The organism is Thermoanaerobacterium thermosaccharolyticum DSM 571, from assembly GCF_000145615.1.
GTDB classification, from domain to species: domain Bacteria; phylum Bacillota; class Thermoanaerobacteria; order Thermoanaerobacterales; family Thermoanaerobacteraceae; genus Thermoanaerobacterium; species Thermoanaerobacterium thermosaccharolyticum.
Genome location: NC_014410.1, coordinates 254,828 through 274,190 on the forward strand (window position 1 = coordinate 254,828; position 19,363 = coordinate 274,190).

Annotated in this window: 24 protein-coding genes and 3 tRNA genes; 21 read left to right on the forward strand and 6 right to left on the reverse strand. The window is 32.9% G+C overall.

Annotation, left to right across the window (positions count from 1 at the left end):
* The first annotated feature begins 93 nt into the window (after positions 1 to 93).
* Positions 94 to 1,509, forward strand: coding sequence for an aspartate ammonia-lyase (locus tag TTHE_RS01265; protein ID WP_013296809.1), 1,416 nt, complete (start codon positions 94 to 96; stop codon positions 1,507 to 1,509).
* Positions 1,506 to 2,741 (forward strand): [FeFe] hydrogenase H-cluster maturation GTPase HydF, encoded by a 1,236-nt coding sequence (hydF, locus tag TTHE_RS01270; protein ID WP_013296810.1) that lies wholly within the window; start codon positions 1,506 to 1,508, stop codon positions 2,739 to 2,741. The genes TTHE_RS01265 and hydF overlap by 4 nt, the downstream gene beginning before the upstream one ends.
* Before the next feature lie 15 nt (positions 2,742 to 2,756).
* On the opposite strand, the gene TTHE_RS01275 is transcribed toward hydF, so the two are convergent.
* Positions 2,757 to 4,025 carry an MFS transporter gene (locus TTHE_RS01275; protein ID WP_013296811.1) on the reverse strand — a complete coding sequence of 423 codons (1,269 nt, stop codon included), beginning with the start codon at positions 4,023 to 4,025 and terminating at the stop codon, positions 2,757 to 2,759.
* Positions 4,026 to 4,037: 12 nt separating this feature from the next.
* Positions 4,038 to 5,354, reverse strand: a complete 1,317-nt coding sequence (locus tag TTHE_RS01280) for a tetratricopeptide repeat protein (RefSeq protein ID WP_013296812.1) — start codon at positions 5,352 to 5,354, stop codon at positions 4,038 to 4,040.
* A 196-nt stretch (positions 5,355 to 5,550) separates the two neighbouring features.
* Between TTHE_RS01280 and yabN the strand changes: the two genes are divergently transcribed.
* From yabN to TTHE_RS01310, 6 genes are all read left to right on the forward strand, one after another.
* Entirely contained in the window at positions 5,551 to 7,038 is a 1,488-nt protein-coding gene (gene yabN, locus TTHE_RS01285) for a bifunctional methyltransferase/pyrophosphohydrolase YabN (protein WP_013296813.1), read from the forward strand.
* A 75-nt stretch (positions 7,039 to 7,113) separates the two neighbouring features.
* Entirely contained in the window at positions 7,114 to 7,389 is a 276-nt protein-coding gene (locus TTHE_RS01290; protein WP_013296814.1) for an HU family DNA-binding protein, read from the forward strand.
* 45 nt (positions 7,390 to 7,434) lie between these two features.
* Positions 7,435 to 7,674 (forward strand): RNA-binding S4 domain-containing protein, encoded by a 240-nt coding sequence (locus TTHE_RS01295; protein ID WP_013296815.1) that lies wholly within the window; start codon positions 7,435 to 7,437, stop codon positions 7,672 to 7,674.
* A gap of 125 nt (positions 7,675 to 7,799) precedes the next feature.
* Positions 7,800 to 8,735: a SpoIID/LytB domain-containing protein gene (locus TTHE_RS01300; protein ID WP_190317050.1), complete on the forward strand. Its 936-nt coding sequence runs from the start codon at positions 7,800 to 7,802 to the stop codon at positions 8,733 to 8,735.
* A gap of 77 nt (positions 8,736 to 8,812) precedes the next feature.
* A complete protein-coding gene (yabP, locus tag TTHE_RS01305; RefSeq protein ID WP_049774882.1) occupies positions 8,813 to 9,109 on the forward strand; it encodes a sporulation protein YabP in 297 nt (98 codons plus the stop codon).
* Between the two features lie 67 nt (positions 9,110 to 9,176).
* A complete protein-coding gene (locus TTHE_RS01310; RefSeq protein ID WP_013296818.1) occupies positions 9,177 to 9,809 on the forward strand; it encodes an MtnX-like HAD-IB family phosphatase in 633 nt (210 codons plus the stop codon).
* 1 nt (position 9,810) lies between these two features.
* On the opposite strand, the gene TTHE_RS01315 is transcribed toward TTHE_RS01310, so the two are convergent.
* A complete protein-coding gene (locus TTHE_RS01315; protein WP_013296819.1) occupies positions 9,811 to 11,430 on the reverse strand; it encodes a putative manganese-dependent inorganic diphosphatase in 1,620 nt (539 codons plus the stop codon).
* Between the two features lie 160 nt (positions 11,431 to 11,590).
* On the opposite strand from TTHE_RS01315, the gene yabQ reads away from it, so the two are divergent.
* From yabQ to TTHE_RS01350, 7 genes are all read left to right on the forward strand, one after another.
* On the forward strand, positions 11,591 to 12,109 hold the full coding sequence (yabQ, locus tag TTHE_RS01320) for a spore cortex biosynthesis protein YabQ (protein WP_013296820.1): 519 nt from the start codon (positions 11,591 to 11,593) through the stop codon (positions 12,107 to 12,109).
* Positions 12,110 to 12,143: 34 nt separating this feature from the next.
* Entirely contained in the window at positions 12,144 to 12,443 is a 300-nt protein-coding gene (locus TTHE_RS01325; protein WP_013296821.1) for an FtsB family cell division protein, read from the forward strand.
* A gap of 96 nt (positions 12,444 to 12,539) precedes the next feature.
* Complete coding sequence (locus TTHE_RS01330; protein WP_013296822.1) at positions 12,540 to 12,962, forward strand: S1 domain-containing RNA-binding protein; 423 nt, start codon at positions 12,540 to 12,542, stop codon at positions 12,960 to 12,962.
* Between the two features lie 44 nt (positions 12,963 to 13,006).
* Positions 13,007 to 13,927, forward strand: coding sequence for a Ppx/GppA phosphatase family protein (locus tag TTHE_RS01335; protein ID WP_013296823.1), 921 nt, complete (start codon positions 13,007 to 13,009; stop codon positions 13,925 to 13,927).
* Between the two features lie 94 nt (positions 13,928 to 14,021).
* Positions 14,022 to 14,111 (forward strand) — tRNA-Leu (locus TTHE_RS01340).
* Between the two features lie 14 nt (positions 14,112 to 14,125).
* A tRNA-Met gene (locus tag TTHE_RS01345) sits at positions 14,126 to 14,201 on the forward strand.
* Between the two features lie 5 nt (positions 14,202 to 14,206).
* Positions 14,207 to 14,280, forward strand: a tRNA-Met gene (locus TTHE_RS01350).
* Here TTHE_RS01350 and TTHE_RS13855 read toward each other — a convergent pair.
* The 3 genes from TTHE_RS13855 to TTHE_RS01360 all read right to left on the reverse strand — a co-directional run bounded on the left by TTHE_RS13855 (position 14,240) and on the right by TTHE_RS01360 (position 17,070).
* Positions 14,240 to 15,745 (reverse strand): recombinase family protein, encoded by a 1,506-nt coding sequence (locus tag TTHE_RS13855; protein ID WP_013296824.1) that lies wholly within the window; start codon positions 15,743 to 15,745, stop codon positions 14,240 to 14,242. The genes TTHE_RS01350 and TTHE_RS13855 overlap by 41 nt on opposite strands.
* A 12-nt stretch (positions 15,746 to 15,757) precedes the next feature.
* Entirely contained in the window at positions 15,758 to 16,309 is a 552-nt protein-coding gene (locus TTHE_RS01355) for an ImmA/IrrE family metallo-endopeptidase (RefSeq protein ID WP_196793646.1), read from the reverse strand.
* Between the two features lie 380 nt (positions 16,310 to 16,689).
* A complete protein-coding gene (locus TTHE_RS01360) occupies positions 16,690 to 17,070 on the reverse strand; it encodes a helix-turn-helix domain-containing protein (RefSeq protein ID WP_013296826.1) in 381 nt (126 codons plus the stop codon).
* Positions 17,071 to 17,208: 138 nt separating this feature from the next.
* Between TTHE_RS01360 and TTHE_RS01365 the strand changes: the two genes are divergently transcribed.
* The 6 genes from TTHE_RS01365 (at position 17,209) to TTHE_RS13860 (ending at position 19,215) form a co-directional block, all read left to right on the forward strand.
* Positions 17,209 to 17,397, forward strand: a complete 189-nt coding sequence (locus TTHE_RS01365; RefSeq protein WP_013296827.1) for a helix-turn-helix transcriptional regulator — start codon at positions 17,209 to 17,211, stop codon at positions 17,395 to 17,397.
* Entirely contained in the window at positions 17,381 to 17,692 is a 312-nt protein-coding gene (locus tag TTHE_RS01370) for a hypothetical protein (RefSeq protein ID WP_231292699.1), read from the forward strand. The genes TTHE_RS01365 and TTHE_RS01370 overlap by 17 nt, the downstream gene beginning before the upstream one ends.
* A complete protein-coding gene (locus tag TTHE_RS14765) occupies positions 17,667 to 17,795 on the forward strand; it encodes a hypothetical protein (protein ID WP_013296829.1) in 129 nt (42 codons plus the stop codon). The genes TTHE_RS01370 and TTHE_RS14765 overlap by 26 nt, the downstream gene beginning before the upstream one ends.
* Positions 17,796 to 17,857: 62 nt before the next feature.
* Positions 17,858 to 18,370 carry a terminase gene (locus TTHE_RS01375; RefSeq protein ID WP_013296830.1) on the forward strand — a complete coding sequence of 171 codons (513 nt, stop codon included), beginning with the start codon at positions 17,858 to 17,860 and terminating at the stop codon, positions 18,368 to 18,370.
* An 86-nt stretch (positions 18,371 to 18,456) separates the two neighbouring features.
* The gene (locus TTHE_RS01380) at positions 18,457 to 18,900 is read left to right on the forward strand and encodes a coiled-coil domain-containing protein (RefSeq protein WP_013296831.1); all 444 of its coding nucleotides are present in this window, start codon (positions 18,457 to 18,459) and stop codon (positions 18,898 to 18,900) included.
* 141 nt (positions 18,901 to 19,041) lie between these two features.
* Positions 19,042 to 19,215 (forward strand): hypothetical protein, encoded by a 174-nt coding sequence (locus TTHE_RS13860; protein WP_013296832.1) that lies wholly within the window; start codon positions 19,042 to 19,044, stop codon positions 19,213 to 19,215.
* Positions 19,216 to 19,363 lie beyond the last annotated feature (148 nt).

A 19,363-nucleotide genomic window follows, 5' to 3' on the forward strand; every position in this document is an offset into this window, starting at 1 on the left:
ATAATATAATTTTATATGTGAAGTATGCTAATATATTTGTATGATGGATTGCAGTGTTATCTTTTATACATAAATTTATGAGAAGGTGAAAAAATGAGTTACAGAATAGAGCATGATATTTTAGGATATATGGAAGTTCCAGATGATGCGTATTACGGCATTCACAGCCTAAGAGCTCACGAAAATTTTAATATATCTGGCAAATCTATTCACCGAGAGCTTATTATTTCGCTGGCTGAAGTAAAAAAAGCTGCAGCTATAGCCAATAGGAATATAAAACTGCTTGATAAAAAAATTGCAGATGCTATAATTATTGCATGTGATGAGATAATCGAAGGTAAACTTCACGACCAAATCATTGTTGATGCGCTTCAAGGCGGCGCAGGCACATCGGCAAATATGAATATAAACGAAGTCATTGCAAACAGGGCAATAGAAATACTTGGAGGCAAAAAAGGCGATTATAGTATAGTTAGCCCTGTTGACCATGTAAATTTAAGCCAGTCTACAAATGATGTCTTTCCTACAGCCGTTAGAATAGCAGCCATAAGACTTTTAAAGCCTTTAAGTGAAAGTTTTGCAAAGCTTCAAGAGGCTTTGCAGGAAAAAGAAGATGAGTTTAAAGATGTGATTAAAATGGGCAGGACTGAGCTTCAAGACGCAGTACCTGTGATGCTGGGGCAGGAATTTGGAGCATATGCTCAAGCAATATCTAGAGATAGATGGAGGATATATAAAGTAGAAGAAAGATTAAGGCAGGTAAATATAGGAGGAACTGCTGTAGGAACGGGGTTAAATGCTGACTTAAGGTATATCTATTCTGTAATAGAGATTTTGAGAGATATAACAGGTATAGGCCTTGCTAGAGCCGAGTACATGATGGACCCGACGCAAAACAATGATGTCTTCGTAGAAGTATCAGGTCTACTAAAAGCTGCAGCTACTAACCTCATCAAGATATCAAATGATATAAGGCTTATGTCGTCAGGCCCAAAATGTGGACTTATGGAAATAACAATTCCGGAAGTTCAAGCAGGTTCATCCATAATGCCAGGAAAGATAAACCCTGTAATACCGGAGGCTGTAAAGCAGGCGGCTTATCAAGTCTTGTCATGTGACTATGCAATAACGTTGGGGGCACAAGCTGGCGAGTTTGAGCTTAATTTTACATTGCCTCTTATTGCATATAACCTGTTTAATGAAATTGACCTTCTTAAAAATGCGATAGATGTATTTATAAATAAATGCATAAAAGGCATAAAAGCAAACCGCGAACACCTTAAAGAAATGGTTGAAAACAGCCTCTCTTATGCAATAGCATTAAGCCCATATATAGGATATGAAAAAGCTTCTTTAATAGCAAAGGAAGCAAAAAATAGCGGCAAGACAATTAGGGAGGTTGCGAAAAAATATCTTTCAGAAGACCAGCTTGATGTAATATTTAATGAGTATGAAATGACAAAACCGGGGATACCGGGTTTAAAAAGATTGAGAGGAGAAGGTAGATGAATACAACGCCAAATGCATCGAGGCTTCACATAGCCATATTTGGAAGAAGGAATGCAGGAAAGTCAAGCATTATAAATGCACTTACAAATCAAAATATAGCCATTGTGTCTGATGTTGCAGGGACTACAACAGATCCGGTTCAAAAAGCTATGGAAATTCTTCCTATAGGTCCTGTGGTAATTATAGATACAGCAGGACTTGATGATACTGGAGAGCTTGGAGAGCTTAGAGTTAAAAAGACGTATGAGGTATTGAATAGAACAGATCTAGCATTATTGATTATAGACGGTACCATAGGACCTTCTGAATTTGAGGAAGAAATTTTAAAAAAGATTAAAGAGAAAAATATACCTGTTGTTGGGGTTGTAAACAAGGTAGATTTAGTTGATTTCCATTTTAGCAAAAAAACTGAATGGGAAAAAAGACTTAAATTAGAGCTTGTAGAAACATCCGCCAATAGCGGTTACGGCATAGAAGAGCTTAAAAGGCAGATAATAAAAAAGGCGCCGTACGATGACAGAGAGTTGTCATTAGTATCTGATTTAATAAATCCTGGTGATTTTGTCGTGTTAGTCGTGCCAATAGACAAAGCAGCGCCTAAGGGAAGGCTTATATTGCCGCAGCAGCAAGTCATAAGAGACGTGATTGAAAATGATGCAATTGCGGTTGTAACTAAAGAGTACGAGTTAAAGGAAACTCTTGAAAACTTAGGAAAGAAACCGTCATTAGTTATAACAGATTCTCAAGCTTTTTTAAAAGTAAGTGCTGATACACCAAAGGATATACCTTTAACATCGTTTTCAATCCTTTTTGCAAGATATAAAGGTGATCTTGATGAATTGACAAGGGGGTTAAAGGCCTTAGAGAGACTTAAACCAGGTGATAGAATATTAATTGCGGAAGGCTGTACACATCATAGACAATCGGACGACATAGGAAAGGTTAAGATACCTAGGTGGATAAGGCAAATTGTTGGAGGAGATATTCAATTTGATTTTTCTAGTGGTATGACATTTCCTGATAATCTTGATGAGTACAAGCTTATAGTTCATTGCGGTGGTTGTATGCTTAATAGAAGAGAAATGATGTATAGAATATCGTATGCAAAGGATAAAGATATCCCAATTGTAAATTATGGGCTTTTGATTGCGTATGTACAAGGGATTTTGCCGAGAGCTATAGAGATGTTTCCGTCCGCCAAGCTTATATATGATGAGGACCGGCTCTATTAAAAGTCGGTCCTGAATTTATATGTCTTGATCGGTTATACCATTGGCATAACTGTACTTGTATTGGAATAATATGACGTACATTAGATACAGAATGCCAATTATACCGCTAATGATAAATGTTATATGTGCTCCCAATTTTTCTGCAAGGCTGCCTGCGTATAATGCTCCTATGGGCGTTACACCGCCGAATACCAAAGAGTAAACGCTCATAACCCTGCCTCTAAACTTATTGTCAGAGTTAAGCTGTACTGTAGTGTTTGCTGATGCAGAAAAAGTAATCATAGAAAATCCTGATAAAGCTAGAAGTACCGTTGTCAGCCAATAATAGCTTTGAAAACCAATTAAGATTTGAAATAAGCACAAACCAAATCCTCCGGCGATAAGGTAAAAAGGTTTTGCGCCCCTTTTGCTTAAAGTTGCAAGTGTGAGTGCACCTATTAATGCTCCAACACCCATTGATGACATAAGGAAGCCATATCCTGTCGAATTTTGATTAAGAGTATTCTTAGCAAAGACAGGTACCAATACATTAAAATTTATTGCAAATGTGCTTAAAACTGCAACCATGAGTATTGTAACCATTATTATCGGAGTATCTTTAATGTATAAAAGGCCTTCTTTTATATCAACTATTATGTCTTTTTTCTGAAGTATAGTCCTTGCTTTGCTGATTTTTACATCAATTAGAATTAGTCCTGTTATAACAGCGATGAAGCTTAATGCGTTTAAATAAAAACACAAGGCATAACCAAGGACGCCAATTAGTACACCTGCTATTCCGGGACCTATGATTCTGGCTGCATTAAATATGGAGGAGTTAAGTGAAATTGCATTCATCAGGTCTTCTTTTCCTACCAAATCAATGATAAATGATTGCCTTGTAGGATTGTCTACGGTGTTTACAAAACCCATAATAGTAGCTAAAATGAGTATTTCCCAATAATTAATAAGGTTAAATGCAGTAAGTGTTGCCAGTGCTAAGGCTGTTGCCATCAAACAGGACTGCGTAAATATCAGTATTTTTCTTTTTGGAAATCTGTCTATTATAACACCGGCAAAAAGAGATAAAAAAAGCATAGGCAAAAATTGAAGGGCGCTGACTACACCCAACAGGAATGCAGAATTAGTCAATTTAAGGACTAACCAATCTTGGCCAATGTTTTGCATCCATGTGCCTATTAGCGATATCATTTGTCCAAACCAGAACAATCTAAAATTTCTGTGTCTTAATGCGGGAAAAGTAGTATCAACAAGCTTGTCAAAAAATATAAATAATGATTTCAATTGAAATGCCTCCTATTTGTAATAGTCACACAGAAGTTCAATAGACTTATTAAAATTTTCACTAGCCAAATCAGGCTTTCCAATATCTATATATAAATTACCTAAAGCTTTGTAAGCATCTGACAGATCTCTTTTAAGCCCCAGCCTTTTAAGTATTTCTACAGATTTAGTCAGTTCTGACATAGATGAATCAAAATCCTTAAGTTTTAAATGAATGCTGCCCAACAAAATATACAATCTTCCCATTTCTTCTTCTTCGTTTAATTCTTTAACTATGTTCATTGACGCATTTATGTATTCCAGAGCTTTATCGTAATTTTCAGTATAAAACTCGATTCTTCCTAACTCTGTAAGGTTGTATGCCATGCCTACTTTATCTGATAGATCTTTATATATAGCATAGCTATAAAAAAAATATTTCTTTGCTATGTCGTATTTTTTAAGGTCAGTATAGACAAATCCTAAATAGTTATATTCATTGGCAATGTCGCTTTTTATATTTAATGCTTTGCTTATTACTAAAGACTTTCTAATGTACTTGAGAGCATCCTTGTATTCTTTTAGTTTGTAACTTACGAGGCCAAGTCCATTATTGCATTTAGCAATATAATTGACTGTGTTTGTTTTGGTTGCGTAATTTAAGCAGTTTAAATAATAATCTCGTGATTTTATCAGTTCTCCCATCTTGTTGTAAAGAGTTCCTATGCTATACAATATCCTGCATTTAAGCTCATAATTTATTATACTGCTTTTTTCGAATTCGTCGATAGCCTTTAAATAATATGTAAGTGATGTAGTGAAATTTTGTAGATTTCCATAACAAAGTCCCAAATTATAGTATATTTCTACCAATATTTCATAAGAGGAACTTTCAGCGAAATAAGGTAAACACTTTTTAAATAAATCCAATGCAGATTTGTAATTTTCGATTTTAACGTATGTCCTACCTAGATAAAAACTGATTATATTTAAAGTAAAATCATCGACTTTACACTCTAAAGCTTTTTCATAAAGCATTATTGCATCGTTGTAATTTCCGCTGTCAAGTGCTTTTCTGCTTTCTATGACTAGTTTAAGCACCTTTTTGTACATGCCAATTTCTTCCATAAGTTCTGCTTTTTCTTTGTAGTCGTCATCAAGAAAGTACACCAATGGTTTGTTTAATTTATTTGCGATGAAATCTAAAGCTTTTAATGAAGGGTTTATTTTCCCTTTTTCAATCAAACTAATATAACCTTTTGAAAATTCATCACCAGATATATCACCCTGTTTTAAAAAAAGTTTTTTTCTTTCTTCTCTAATTTTTTTCCCTAATTTAACTACATCCATCAAAAATTGGCCTCCCCCCTTTTATTATAAAATATATTATAATTTAACTAGTTGAAATTTTCAATCGCTTTTATTTAGCATATTAATAAATTTTAAGTTAAGTAAATTTTTTAATATTGGCTATAGTGTGTAGAATTCTGTTTTTTTATATCAATTCAATGGTATAATATAAATTAAAATAATCGGAGGTGAAATGATGGGTAATTTAGCAATAGTAGGACTTGGACCTGGTGCATTTGATCAAATGACAATTGGAACAATAGAGAAGATGAAAAATGCTGATAAATTATATTTAAGGACAGAGAAACATCCGGTTGTAAAATATTTAAAAGAAATGGGCCTAAAATTCGAAACTTTTGACAAAATATATGAAAAAGGCTCGACATTTGAGGAAGTTTATGATAATATTACTCGGGAAATAATAGAAATTGCCGAAAAATATGAAAATGTAGTTTATGCTGTCCCTGGTAATCCGTTTGTTGCAGAAAAGACTGTAGAGTATTTATTAAAGTTTTTAAATGGGAGTGACGATATAAAAGTAGAAGTTGTTCCTGCAATGAGCTTTGTTGATGTTGTTATCAACCAGTTAAAAGTAGATCCTATATATGGATTTAAAATTATCGATGGGCTATCATTAGATAGTATAAAACCTGATAAAAGGTGTAATAATTTAGTAACACAGGTATACAACAGAAGGGTAGCTTCAGATGTAAAGCTTAAGCTGATGGATATTTACGGCGATGATTTTTTAGTTACAGTTATAAAAAGAGCTGGTATAAAAGGCGAAGAAAGAATTGAGACGATGCCATTGTACTCTATTGACAGAATCGACTGGATTGATTACCTTACATCTATATTTTTACCGCCTGTAAAAAATACTTTTCAGGAAAGATATGATATTGATGATTTGCTGGACATAATGGCAAGGCTCAGAAGCGAGAATGGCTGTCCTTGGGATAGGGAGCAGGATCATAATACATTAAAAAGGTATTTAATTGAGGAATGTTATGAAGCAATTGATGCAATAGAAAATGATTCAGATGAAAATTTGCTTGAGGAACTTGGGGATGTTCTCTTACAGGTGGTTTTTCATTCTCAGATTGCAAATGAAAGGAAAGCATTTAATTTCCACGATGTATGCGATGCAGAGTGTAAAAAGATGGTGTATAGGCATCCTCATGTTTTTGGAAGTGAGGAAATAGCTACTTCAGATGATGTCTTAAAAAGGTGGGATGAAATAAAAAAAGATGAAAAAGGCTTAAAGTCCCACGCAAATGAATTAAAAAGTGTTCCAAGGTCTATGCCAGCATTAATAAGGGGTTACAAAGTTCAAGAAAAAGCAGCGAAAGTGGGATTTGACTGGGACAATGTAGACGATGCTATGGCAAAAGTTTATGAAGAATTAAATGAATTTAAGGAGGTGTATAAAGGGGAAGACGAAAGTGATAAAATTGAAGAATTAGGCGACTTAATTTTTGCTATCGTAAATGTTGCAAGGTTTTTAAAAATTGACCCCGAAGTTGCTGTCCATAAGACCATTGAAAAATTCATCGACAGATTTAAGTACATAGAAGATTCAGCAGAAAAGATGGGCCATAAAATGGAAGACATGACATTATCTGAGATGGATTTTCTATGGAATGAGGCTAAGATGCATAATTTTAATAAAAAAGTACAAAAATAAGCTTAAATTAGCAGGATTTTTAAGTTTTGTGAAGAATAAATAAGAGTAGTATATATTACTAAGGAGGGTATTATAGTGAATAAGGCGGATCTTGTTACAAAGATTGCAGAAAAAAGTGAATTAACAAAAAAAGATGCAGAGAAAGCATTAAATGCTTTTGTGGATGCAGTACAAGAGGCACTAAAGCAAGGTGACAAAGTACAGCTAGTAGGTTTTGGAACATTTGAAGTAAGGGAAAGAGCAGAAAGAAAGGGTAGAAATCCTCAGACAAAAGAAGAAATTACGATTCCTGCTTCAAAGGCACCAGTATTTAAAGCAGGCAAAGCTTTAAAAGATTTAGTAAATGCATAAAAATCAGGTCGTATGACCTGATTATCTTTTTTGGGGGACGATAAAATGCGGCTTGATAAGTTCTTGAAATTGTCAAGGCTTATAAAAAGAAGAACGGTGGCAAAAGAAGCCTGTGACAAAGGAATGGTATCGGTAAATGGCAAGGTGGCAAAAGCAGGAGATATTTTAAAAGTTGGCGATATCATAGAGATAGATTTTGGGACCAGAGTTATAAAGGCAGAAGTTTTAGATTTAAAAGAGCATGCGTTAAAAGAAGATGCTGAGAAAATGTATAGGCTCATATAGTCTTTAATGATTTATATAGAATTAAAATGTATAATCCTTCCCATACTAAGATAGGAGCGAATTTTGTATGGGAGGGATTTTTTTTGAGAGCTAAAATAAAAGTATTTTTGTTATTTTTGGCTTTTATGATTATTGCGACATCGTGTGCTGCTCCGTCAAAGAAACCGTCGCCAAATACAAAACAACAAGTATCGCTGCCTAAGATACCGACTAAAATCAGCCGTGGTGCCAATAAAGAACCGATTTTAAAGATTTATATAGCACAAACAGGAAAGATTGAGACAATGCCTTTAGAGCAATATGTCATGGGTACAGTGGCAGGTGAAATCAAAAACGATTGGCCTATAGAGGCTTTAAAAGCGCAGGCTATTTTAGCAAGAAGTTATGTGTTGAATTTTGTTGATACTAGAAAGTCTAAATACGATGATGCTGATATATCGACTGATTTTGAAGAAGCACAGGCATGGAATCCGGCAAATATCAATTCAAATATAAAAAGAGCTGTAAATGAGACAAGGGGATTGGTGGCAGTATATGATGGAAAATATATAGATGCGTGGTTTCACTCGTATGCGGCAGGAAGGACTGCATTAGCGAAAGAAGGGCTTAATTACAAAAAACCAGAGCCTCCCTATATTGAAAGTGTTAAGTCTAACGATAGCAAAGATGCGCCGGCAAACATCAGGCACTGGACTTACACATTTACAAAACAGGAAGTCTTGAATGCATTGAATAAAATGGGCGTAAACATTAATGATTTTAGCACAGTAAAAATAGGGACAAAAGGTATATCTGGAAGAACTATTTATCTTAACTTCGATAAAATACCTGTAAATGCGCCGGATTTTAGAATTGCCATTGGAAGCGAGAAGATGAAGTCTACAATGCTTGATAACGTCAGCTTCGATGGTAATAATTTAACGATAAAAGGCAGAGGTTTTGGGCATGGTGTTGGCATGTCCCAATGGGGAGCATATCAGATGGCAAAAGATGGTGCAAAGGCAAACGACATTATCATGCATTACTTTAAAAATTTAAATATTGTGAAGCTTTGGAAATGAAGAGAGCCTAAAAAGCTCTCTTTTAAGTTCTAAAAATCACATAGTGGACATAGAATTATTCTAAAAGAGGAGGTGTTATGATGGATGATAGAAGAGGGACAAACACCAATAAGGCACAAAATATTTCTGTGCAAAACAGAGAAAAGATGCAGATAACAGGAGTAGACAATGTTGTAAGCTTTGACGATGAGACTGTCATACTGGAAACGTCAATGGGCCTTTTGACAATTAAAGGACAAGAACTTCACATAAATAAGTTGAATTTAGATGACGGCAATGTATCGATAGATGGTGAACTCATAAGTATTACATACAGTGATAGAAGTGGAATAATTGGGAAATCTGGCGGATTTTTAAGCAGAATGTTTAGGTGAGATAATGATTGATGTAGTTCCCTAAATCATGTATTATTATAGTGTATGATCTAAAGGGGGATGCTACATGGATACTTATATACTTATCGATTTTGATGGTACGATAACAAAGGAAGATACGTGCTATGCCATGGTAAAGGCCTTTGCAAAGGATGGATGGCAGGACATAGAAAAAGACTGGGAAGAAGGCAAAATAACCACAGAAGAATGTGCATTAGAGACATTTAAACTTATGGACATGGATGAAAAAAAGTTAAAAACACTGCTTGACAATATAGAAATTGACAGTTATTTTAAAGATTTTATTGATTTTTGCAATGACCGTGGTTATAAAATTATTATAGTAAGTGATGGGTATGATTTTAATATAAAGACTATTTTAAAAAAATATGATATAAACATTGATTATTACAGCAATAAGCTGGATTTTTGCGATGGCAAGATTGTTGCGTCATTTAATACGTCTCCTGATTGTGACAAATGTGGATCTTGCAAGCTGGAAGTTTTAAAAAAGTACAAAAGGGAAAGTTCAGAAATTATTTTTATTGGTGATGGTTACTCAGATATTTGCGTATCACGATATGCTGATAAGTTGTTTGCCAAAGACGTACTTAAAAAATATTGTGAAGAAAATAATATTTCATACATACCTTTTGAAAATTTTAGAGATATAATAGATTATCTAAGACAAAAGCGATAAACTAATTCGAGTTTATCGCTTTTGCTATTGGTGGTACAACTTGCTTTTTTCTCGATATAACATACGGCAGGTAAAAATTGTTATCGTCTATACTTATATTGAATGCTCTTTCCAATAGATCTTTGTGATTGCCTGCAAATAAAAACAAAGATCCTTCGTTTATAATATCTGTAAGCATAAGCAATAGCATATCAAAGTTTTTGTTTTTCCTTTCTTCTTCCATAAATTTAAGAAGATCATTTTTAAGGTTTCCAATACTTGACAGAGTGTTTACCTGTCCTATGCCAATTTTAAAGTCTCCGATTAAAAATTCTTTAAAATCCATATAGAATATTTCATCTACAGTTTTACCTTTTAGCGATGTCCCGGCTTCAAACATTTTTTTGCCGAAAGATTCTATATCAATTCCTGCTATTTCGGATAATTTTTTTGCGGCCCTTATATCCTCAGGGGTACATGTTGGCGATTTAAATACAAGCGTATCCGATAGAATTGCAGCACACATAAGCCCTGCTATATGTTTATCAGGTGTTATTCCTCTCTCTTCATATATCTTGTTAATGATTGTAGAAGAACAGCCTACAGGCTGGTTTCTAAACAGTATTGGTTGATTTGTTTCAATGCCACCTATTCTGTGATGGTCAATAATTTCGAGAATCGTGGCATCTTCTATTCCATCTACGGCTTGTGATAATTCATTGTGATCAACAAGTATTATTTTTTTTCTATCGTAGTCTAATATGTGCCGTCTTGCTAAAAGTCCCAATATTTTTCCGTCATCATCCACAACAGGGAAATTTCTGTACCTGTATTTTAACATGGTTTGTCTGACGTCGTCTATGTAATCACTGTCTTTAAAAGTGACAATATCGTCTTTAATCATTATAAGGGACACAGGGAGGCACTGATTTATTAGCTTTATAGTGTCAAATGTATCGCAAGGTACGACTATTAATGTTGAACTAAATTTTTTAGCTTCGTTTATTACTGCGTTTGACGGCTCTTCACCTCCAGTGATTATGATTGTCTTGGCACCTTTTCTTATGGACTCCAACTGAATATTTTCCCTATTTCCTACAATCAGCGTCATGCCTGACTTTATTCTGCTTACGACGCTTTCTGTCTGCATGGCAGCTACGATTATATCACCTCTTATGAATTCCTTATTTTTTACGATTATTTTTCCATTTAGCGTCTTTGTAATATTCTCAACAGGAATATTGTAATTTGATAATTCTTGGGATGATGTTAAGTATGCTTTTGCAAGATCTCCCATAGTAGCGATGCCTTTTAATTTATTTTCATCATCTACTACTACTATAGTTTTAGAGTTATTATTTAATAATACATTCCATGCCTCATACATAGGTGCTTTTTCACTTATGGTAAGAGGCTTATCATAAGCAATGTCGCCAACCTGTGTAAATACATTGTCTATCAATAGTGGTTCTTTTACATTAAAATAGTTTAATACAAATTGTGTTTCTCTGTTAATAGGTCCCAGCCTTACAGGAATAGCGTCAATTTTATCGGCTTTCCTTTTTAAATCAGCGTATGCTATTGCTGAACAAATTGAATCAGTATCTGGATTTTTATGTCCTGAAACAAATACAACACTCATATTTAATTTCTCCTTTGTTTAGATTTTATTATGACTTTTAAGAAAAATAGTTGAAGCATTGAGATTTAGGGAAATTTAATATAAATATTGGTTGGCGTATTAAACGAATCATATCAAAATCTCACATAAATATAATATAATATGAGGGGGTATAATGTAAATGGTAATGAATGTACAAAGTCAGCTTTATTCATTTCTTGTCATGTTATATGGTGGCATAATAATTGCTATTTTATACGATATATATAAGATCATAAGGATTATATTAAAACCTAAGAGAATTGCGACAGATATAGGAGACATTATTTTTTGGATATTAGGAACGATTGTCTTCATATTTTTTTTATACATAAGCAACTATGCTGAAATAAGATTTTATTCATTTCTCGGATTCATAATTGGTATACTTTTATACAATATACTGTTAAGCCACTTTGTTATAAAGCTATTGCTGCTTGTTTATAGAATTGCAAAAAATATATTTATAAAGATATATAAAATTGTAACATATCCGTTTATAGTTGCATATAATATGCTGATTATGCCAATCAAATATTTCACAAAAATGCTCGGCATACCTTTCACACTAGTTTACAACATAATATCACATTTTAATATTTTTAAGAAAAAAAATAAAGGATTTTTAGTTGCGATGTCGAATATATTTTTAAAACAATAAAAAACAAAAATACTTCGAAAGGTCTGTTGAAGTTATGAAGGAAAGAAGTAAAATTAAATTTAAAACAATATTGTTACTTCTTTTTGTCGCATATGTCGCATTTACGTTCGTTAAACAACAAATCACTTTGAATATTTTAGACAATAGGTTAAACGCGGTTACTTCTAAAGTGAATGCTGCTGAAGAGGAGAATAAAAAATTAAATAATCAGATAAAATATATTAAGACAAATGAATTTATAGAGAATGAGGCAAGACAAAAATTAGGACTTGTAAAAAAAGGAGAGATTATGTTCGTAGATACGGCTAAAGATAGCAAAGATTCGTCAAATTAGAATAAGAATTTTTTAAGATGCTTGATAGAATGAACTTTTTAATATATAATAAACATATTAGTAATCAAATAAATCAAAGGGAGGATAAACATTTATATGCCATTTCAGGTAGGAGAGGTAGTTGAAGGAACTGTTCTAAATATCACAGATTTTGGAGCGTTTGTTCAATTACCAGAGGGCAAAACAGGGTTAGTTCATATATCAGAAGTTGCTAACACCTATGTTAAAGACATCAACGAGTTTTTAAAAGAAAATGACAAGGTGAAAGTAAAGATTCTTTCTATGGATAAGGGCGGAAGAATAAGCTTGTCAATAAAAAAGGCTTTGCCAAAGCCAAAACCTGCAAAAAATAGTAAAGGCTATGATAACGAAAGCTATAGCAATCGGAATAATAACATATCTTTTGAAGAAAGAATATCGAAATTTTTAAAAGACTCTGATGAAAGGCAGCAGCAGCTTAAGAAGAATTTTGATTCAAAGCGAAGAGGCGGCGGCTATAAAAGGAACGCTAATTATTAAAAACTTCGGGTATAGCCCGAAGGTTTTTATTTGGGAGGACTATTATGAGGTGCTCTGTTATCGATATAGGAACGAATTCAATACGTCATCTTATATGTGATGTGGAAAATAATGAAATTAGGCAAATAAAGAAGGATGTAAAAATAACAAGGCTTGGTGAATCTGTCTCTAAAAGCGGCAAATTAAGTAATGATGCAATTGCAAGAAGTGTAAACACGATAAAAGAATATTTGGATGATGCGAAAAATTACGAAGCACAGAGCATATATGCTTTTGCCACATCAGCCGTAAGGGATGCTAAGAACTCCAGTTATTTTATTGATGAACTGTTAAATATTGGTTTGGATGTGGATATAGTCGATGGTGAGACAGAAAGCCTTTATGGATATCTAGGGGCATCGTATGGAATAAAAAAGAATGATGTGCTGGTACTGGATGTGGGTGGTGGTAGTACTGAATTTTCTTATTTCAAAGACGATCTTATAAAAAGAAGTTTTGACATTGGTGCAGTCAGACTTACGGAAAAATTTATAAAAAGCGATCCTATTTCGGTTGACGAGTACAATAACATAAGGCTTTATGTAACTGATATGCTTACACCATTTATTGGCGACAACGAAGACATACCTCGTGATATTGTTGGTATAGGTGGTACGATAACGACGCTTGCAGCTATGTCACAGGATTTAAGGATATATTCGAGAGAATTGATCCATGGATATGTGCTCAAAAAGGGGGACATAAAAAGGCTGCTTGATTTAATGATGTCTTTAAGCCTTAATGAAAGAAAGCTGTTAAATGGTTTGCAACCCGAAAGAGCAGATATTATAGTTGCAGGTACAATAATAGTTTATACGGTATTGGAGCTTTTGAATTGCACTTCCATTACTGTAAGTGAGTGGGATAATTTAGAAGGTGCTGTAGTAGAAAAATTTATAAGAGATAATGATGGTAAAGATAAATAATTAATAGCGTTGTGTGTAAATAATATATCCATAAGGGTATTGACTAATACTGTTTTATGTAATATAATTAATGATGTCGCTGATAAATGTGATTGCCGGAGTGGCGGAACTGGCAGACGCACAGGACTTAAAATCCTGCGGGCCTTTAAAGCTCGTACCGGTTCGATTCCGGTCTCCGGCACCAATTGAATAATACATCGCGGGGTGGAGCAGTTGGCAGCTCGTCGGGCTCATAACCCGGAGGTCGCAGGTTCAAGTCCTGCCCCCGCAACCAAACATGGCGGCGTAGCTCAGTTGGCTAGAGCATGCGGTTCATACCCGCAGTGTCGGTGGTTCGACTCCACTCGCCGCTACTTCCAAAGAACGGAAATCATCTCCTATCCAGAAATAGAATTCACATTTTATTTCGTTTGGATGGACGATGACTTTTTTTATATATTTTTTCAGTACCTCTTTTATTTTTTGTGGATTATTTGATGAATTAATTACTTCTCTATCTGCATCGAATATTTCCATGATTATTTCAGGAGTAATAAAACTTGTTTCTTTCTTCTTTTCTATTTCTGAAAGGCTATAGAGAATTTCGTTTTTCTTGTCTTCAAGTTCCCTCATTTTTTCTTTCATAATTGGTTGGTACATGCCTTCAGCGATAGCATCGACAATGTTTCTTATTTGTGACTCTATTTTGTTATAATTTTTCTTCAATGCTGCTATTTTTTCAAATTTTTCTTTATTAAGTTTTTGATTTTCTTCGTTCAAGAGTTTTGCTAATATTGGTGCTACTTCTGGATCAAATATCTTCTTATTTAATTCTTCTACAATAAAAACTTCCAATCTGTCTTTGTTTATATCTTTATTTGTACATTGCTTTGTTCTATCTTTTCTATTGCATCTATATGTGACATATTTTCCACGGCTTAAGCATCCAACCATTTTAGAGCCACATATACCACAATAGACAAGTCCAGATAATAAATAAGTTCTTTTTGCAGTATTGGCTCCTCGTTCTATTTTCCGCTCGTTTATTTTCTTTTGGACTTTTTCAAATAAATCTTTATCAATGATTGCAGGAATAGCGTTGTCAATAATTATCACGTCTTCTTTTGTTATTCTATGATTAGTCTTTGTGCCTTTATTAAAAATATATTTGCCGGTATATTTTTCATTTCTTAGAATTCCATATAAACTATTTTTAGAAAAACTATTGCCATTTTTCGTTTTATATCCTTTTAAATTTAGTTCATCAATTATATGACGATAGCCATAACCTTTTGCATATAGGTCAAAAATAAGTTTTATAGCTTCAGCTTCTTCATTATTGATATGATATTCTCCATTTACAATTTTATATCCAAGAGGTGGTATACCTCCGTTAAATTTCGCATTAAAAGCATTTTCTTTTAAACCTTTCATGACTTCTCGTGCTAAATTTTTTGAGTAGTATTCAGCCATACCCTCTAAAACACTTTCTAAAATAATGCTTTCAGGGCTATCATCTAATTGTTCAAGTACAGAAATGATTATTACTCCATTCTTTTTTAACTGTCTTTTATAAAAAGCGCTATCATATCTATTTCTGGCAAAACGGTCCAATTTATGTACTATTACAGCTTTAAATATACCTATTTCACTATCTTTAATCATTTGAAGGAATTGTGGTCTATCATCGGTTGTTGCTGATTTAGCTTCATCAGCATAGATCTTTACAATTTCAATATTATTTTTTTCTGCATATTCTTTTATTGCTCTTAATTGGGCATCGATACTTTCTTCTCTTTGATTATCTGAACTAAATCTGCAATATGCTGCTGCTTTCATTAATAGCCCCCTTTATAAATAGCATTCTTCATATGGATTATCAGGATATAAATAAATATTTTCATAATCTATTATGTTATCAACATCATTTTTATTAAAGTACAAGCTATACACTAATAAGTTATATTCTCCGCTGTCAATGAGAGCTTTTGTTAAATCTTTTCTGAATTTTATCAGTTCTAATGTTACTCCGAAGTCGTGTGAGAGTTCGTAATCATTTTGGTTTAATTCAAGATGCTTTTCGAAAACACCAATTGGCATTAGGAAGTATGCGGCAAATGCTTGAGCTTTCATTTCATATTTATTTTTGTTTGACAGATATTCAATATTTCCACATTGATATGTATAATGGCCATACTCATGAATGACAAAAGAGCGATAATCGGACATATTATCAGGTTTATTCATATAAATTGTATTATCAATTATTACAGCTTTTTTGATAGAGCTTGTAAATTCAATTTCCAGGCCCTCATTTTCGATTATGTATTCAATTATGTCGATATTAATAGGGAAATTTACAATATTGTATTTTAATAGCAATTTGTTAGCTTTTTGTGCCATAGTAAGGTACATAGGTTGTCCCCTTTTTTAAAAACAAACTTATGTTTGTATAAGAACATTTTACCATGATTATTAAAAATATTCAATAATATTTTTTGCAAAGACAGATGAAATGAAAATAATATTATTCATATACTTCCGGAGCTGATACTATAATTGTAAACTGACAATTCTAAATAATGTAGAGAAAAGTAAAAAATAAATAAGTATGATATTATAGAAAAACATTCCCACAGTGTTCGCTGGTAGCATCAGAAATCATTACAAATGTAAAGGAGCAGGATCTCCCACATTCCTGCTCCTTTATTGAATATTAATGTATTACAATGTGCACCATAACAACCATTTGTCTATATAATATTTTGAATTATTTTTAACTTTCACTCTTTTTTCTTTTGCTTTTCTCGTTTTGCTTTTATGCCTTCAAGTAAAGTTATAACATTCTCTTTTTCCTCATCAGTCATATTAGGAAGATCATAAAATGCTAAAAGAATATCAGGACCTAATTCCTGCATGACTTTATGAAGTCTTTCATCGACATCATCTGATGTATCTACATTTCTCTTATTTGTTCTACCCAATAAATAATCAACCGATACGTTGAAGAAATCGGCTATTTTTTGGACTGTTTCTAAATCGGGTTCTCTTCTATTTTGTTCATATAATCCAATAGCACTAGGTGAAACCCCTAAATAATCTGCAATATCTTTTTGAGTAACATTCTTTATTTTCCTTAAACTTTTTAGTTTGTCTCCAATCATATAATCACATCCTGTACAAATTTATTTTATCACATAAAGTATATTCCAAAAATATTAAATACAAAACGTATAAATCATATTGACACTATACATTATGTATAGTAAAATGTTATTAAAGATTTAAAAGGAGCAATTTTCATGGATAAAAAATTTAAGTTGATACAAGAACGCAAGAAGCAAAAATTGACTCAAAAAGATATAGCAAACATTTTAGAAATATCTCTTTCATATTACAGTGCTATTGAAAGAGGTATCCGAAATCCAACATTAGAACTTGCTAAAAAAATTGCTGAATTATTTAATAAAACCATTGAAGAATTATTTTAAATTGTTACTTCCCACAAAGTTTATATATCCTTCTATAATTGAAGAAAAAGGAAAAGAAAATTTTATGATGGGAGAGATGCCTTTTATGAAAGTAGCGATCGTAAGAGCTACAATAGCGCGAGAAAAACTTATGGCAGATAATTTTACGCCCGACAGTGAAGAAATAATCGGTTATGAAGAAGTAGATGAAGAAGAATTTTATAGACCGTTAGCTGAGCTATTGTATAAAAGAATCAAAGAGATGTATGAAGAAGGGCAGGTAGAGAATAATGTGGGCAGAATTCAGGCCAATTAAGAATAAAGATCTGCTGATAAAAATAGCGGAAGGACTTATGAGAATAACGCCAATAAGGATAGAAAAAGTAGGGGAAGGTTGGAAACTGATGATAAAGACCTAATATATAGCCGAAGTATGTCCAAAAGTTGTTAGCAAAAAGTCAACTTAAAAGGGGGACATGATATGTGCGATAAAAAGAAAGTTTATGCATTGTACTTTTTAAAAAAGCTGACATGTACAGAAATAGCAAAAGAAGTTGGTGTAACAAAGCAAGCAGTATCGAAGATATTGAAGCAGTTTCCTGAATATGCTGAAGAAAAAGAGAGAAAAAAGCAGGAGAATAAGATTAGGCATAATAAGGAGACGGGTGAATATGTGAAGCGAAAGAGGAAAGAAGAAAGAGAATATGAGGAAGGACTTATTGCAGGGATGATGGAACTACAGAGGCAGAACGCAATGTCGATGTCTAAGAAAAGGGCATTAAGTGATGATGCACTGGTAAAAAGCTGTATAAATCATTACAGATATGAACCAAAGAATGAAAAAATAGTATTTGTAGAGGACTTTGGACGGAAGCCGGCTGATTTGCCAAAAGCGATAAAAGTACATAAAAAGGTCAATAGATCTTATGAGTATATGCAAGACATAGAAGATGAGAAATGGATGAGCATGACAGAAAAGAGAGCTTTAAGATGAGTCTTAAATACTATTGAATTTTTAAATTTTATAACGTAAAATAAATCTATGAGAAAAATTTTGGACTAAAAGAGAGGTTTTTGTTGATGGAGGAGGAGAAAATTCTTTTTTTATTAGAAAGAATCAGTGATAATATAGGAAACTTAAATGAAGCAATAACTGATTTAAAGTCGGAAGTATATACTGTAAAGGAAGAAATGACTAATTTAAAGTCGGAAGTATATACTGTAAAGGAAGAAATGACTAATTTAAAGTCGGAAGTATATACTGTAAAGGAAGAAATGACTAATTTAAAGTCGGAAATACATACTACAAAAGAAGAGATAAGAAAACTTGGCACTAAAATTGATAATGAGGTAACTGACAAAATAAGAGCTTTATTTGATGATAGACAGATTGTGCACGAAAAAATTGATGAAATAAACGAAAAGATTGATAGAGTGCAAATAGATGTGAATAACATGGTGATTAAGACATTATATCATGACAATAAAATATTAGAATTAGGACAAAAGCTGAGCAATAGATAATCTCGGCTTTTTTGTTGTTTTTAATATACTAAATCAAATTTGTGCTTTATATTTAAGCTTTTATTATTGACTTTTAATTTATACCTATTGTAATGTTATAGAGAAAGAAGTTTTTATTTTATACAAGAGGTGGAGATATAAATGAGAACTTATTCTCCTTTACGATATCCGGGAGGAAAAGGATTTTTATATAGATTTATTGCTAAAACAATTGATTGTAATTTTTTAAATAGTTACAATTATGTTGAACCATATGCTGGTGGTGCTGGTTTGGCACTAGCTTTATTATCTAATCTTTTATGTGATGCTTTATGAAACAATTTAAACACCTCCAATTTAATTTCGCCAATTTTCGGTATATCTTAAATTTTAGGAATAAAATGAGATAAAAATTTGAGTATTCTTTATACTGCCGGCTTAGCAGCCGGTTTTTTGTTTGGAATAATTATAGGATTTTTAATTA

Bases quoted from the DNA above. Each gene is read 5' to 3' on its own strand.
- TTHE_RS01265 (WP_013296809.1), top strand. From the start codon at position 94: ATGAGTTACAGAATAGAGCATGATATTTTAGGATATATGGAAGTTCCA.
- hydF (WP_013296810.1), top strand. From the start codon at position 1,506: ATGAATACAACGCCAAATGCATCGAGGCTTCACATAGCCATATTTGGA.
- TTHE_RS01280 (WP_013296812.1), bottom strand. From the start codon at position 5,354: ATGGATGTAGTTAAATTAGGGAAAAAAATTAGAGAAGAAAGAAAAAAA.
- yabN (WP_013296813.1), top strand. From the start codon at position 5,551: ATGGGTAATTTAGCAATAGTAGGACTTGGACCTGGTGCATTTGATCAA.
- TTHE_RS01295 (WP_013296815.1), top strand. From the start codon at position 7,435: ATGCGGCTTGATAAGTTCTTGAAATTGTCAAGGCTTATAAAAAGAAGA.
- TTHE_RS01300 (WP_190317050.1), top strand. From the start codon at position 7,800: ATGATTATTGCGACATCGTGTGCTGCTCCGTCAAAGAAACCGTCGCCA.
- yabP (WP_049774882.1), top strand. From the start codon at position 8,813: ATGATGGATGATAGAAGAGGGACAAACACCAATAAGGCACAAAATATT.
- TTHE_RS01310 (WP_013296818.1), top strand. From the start codon at position 9,177: ATGGATACTTATATACTTATCGATTTTGATGGTACGATAACAAAGGAA.
- TTHE_RS01315 (WP_013296819.1), bottom strand. From the start codon at position 11,430: ATGAGTGTTGTATTTGTTTCAGGACATAAAAATCCAGATACTGATTCA.
- yabQ (WP_013296820.1), top strand. From the start codon at position 11,591: ATGGTAATGAATGTACAAAGTCAGCTTTATTCATTTCTTGTCATGTTA.
- TTHE_RS01325 (WP_013296821.1), top strand. From the start codon at position 12,144: ATGAAGGAAAGAAGTAAAATTAAATTTAAAACAATATTGTTACTTCTT.
- TTHE_RS01330 (WP_013296822.1), top strand. From the start codon at position 12,540: ATGCCATTTCAGGTAGGAGAGGTAGTTGAAGGAACTGTTCTAAATATC.
- TTHE_RS01335 (WP_013296823.1), top strand. From the start codon at position 13,007: ATGAGGTGCTCTGTTATCGATATAGGAACGAATTCAATACGTCATCTT.
- TTHE_RS13855 (WP_013296824.1), bottom strand. From the start codon at position 15,745: ATGAAAGCAGCAGCATATTGCAGATTTAGTTCAGATAATCAAAGAGAA.
- TTHE_RS01355 (WP_196793646.1), bottom strand. From the start codon at position 16,309: ATGGCACAAAAAGCTAACAAATTGCTATTAAAATACAATATTGTAAAT.
- TTHE_RS01360 (WP_013296826.1), bottom strand. From the start codon at position 17,070: ATGATTGGAGACAAACTAAAAAGTTTAAGGAAAATAAAGAATGTTACT.
- TTHE_RS01365 (WP_013296827.1), top strand. From the start codon at position 17,209: ATGGATAAAAAATTTAAGTTGATACAAGAACGCAAGAAGCAAAAATTG.
- TTHE_RS14765 (WP_013296829.1), top strand. From the start codon at position 17,667: ATGTGGGCAGAATTCAGGCCAATTAAGAATAAAGATCTGCTGATAAAA.
- TTHE_RS01375 (WP_013296830.1), top strand. From the start codon at position 17,858: ATGTGCGATAAAAAGAAAGTTTATGCATTGTACTTTTTAAAAAAGCTG.
- TTHE_RS01380 (WP_013296831.1), top strand. From the start codon at position 18,457: ATGGAGGAGGAGAAAATTCTTTTTTTATTAGAAAGAATCAGTGATAAT.
- TTHE_RS13860 (WP_013296832.1), top strand. From the start codon at position 19,042: ATGAGAACTTATTCTCCTTTACGATATCCGGGAGGAAAAGGATTTTTA.